Annotated in this window: 2 protein-coding genes; both read right to left on the reverse strand. The window is 65.1% G+C overall.

What is annotated here, in order from left to right:
- Nucleotides 1-3: 3 nt before the first annotated feature.
- Nucleotides 4-222, reverse strand: a complete 219-nt coding sequence (locus CXG43_RS01325; protein WP_019182747.1) for a hypothetical protein — start codon at nucleotides 220-222, stop codon at nucleotides 4-6.
- A gap of 1 nt (nucleotide 223) precedes the next feature.
- Nucleotides 224-614 (reverse strand): terminase gpA endonuclease subunit (locus CXG43_RS01330; protein ID WP_198551369.1); only part of this gene is annotated, 391 nt, incomplete at its 5' end.

Genomic DNA, 614 nt, shown 5'->3' on the forward strand with positions numbered 1-614 from the left:
ACCTCAGACATTGCCGCTGCCCGACTGGTAGAGGCGGATGGTGCGGCGCGCGCGCGGCCTGCCAGGCGCCTGCGCCGCCATCTCGCCGCGCATTTGCCGCAGCGTGATGCGCATCTCCTTCAGGCTCTGATAGGTGACGGTGCGATCGGCGTACCGAACGGTCAAGATGCCGCTGGCGATCGCGCTTTCCAGCGCAACGATTTGCTCATTGGTGAATGCCATATCAGCGTCCCAGGTACTTGCTTCGAATAACGCGTCGGGTGCGCGTGCGCGCCGGCGGCGGCGCAACGTCGTCAGCCCTGACATCGGGGTTTTCGTCCCATTCCGCGGCCCATGCCGGCGGTGCCTTCCAGTCGATCGACGGGACCTTCATCCAAAGCGCCAGACCCTCGGCGTACACGCTCAAGTCGAAGGCTTCGTTGCGGCGTCCGGCGAGGTTCTTCCAGCCATTTGCTGTGCGCGTCTCTGCGGTCAGCTCTGCGTAGAAGGCCTCCGGCAGCCAGTCCGGGAAGTGGTAGAAGCCAGGGCCCGGCTCGGCCCGCTTTACGTTTGCGTCGACCGTGTCTTTCAGCCGATCAGCGTTCAGCAGCAGCTGGGGAACGTCGCCGGCGGAA

It is taken from the genome of Stenotrophomonas sp. Bg11-02, assembly GCF_002836635.1.
Classification (GTDB): domain Bacteria; phylum Pseudomonadota; class Gammaproteobacteria; order Xanthomonadales; family Xanthomonadaceae; genus Stenotrophomonas; species Stenotrophomonas lacuserhaii.

Excerpts from the sequence above, each read along its gene's own strand:
- CXG43_RS01325 (WP_019182747.1), bottom strand. The coding sequence starts at position 222 with ATGGCATTCACCAATGAGCAAATCGTTGCGCTGGAAAGCGCGATCGCC.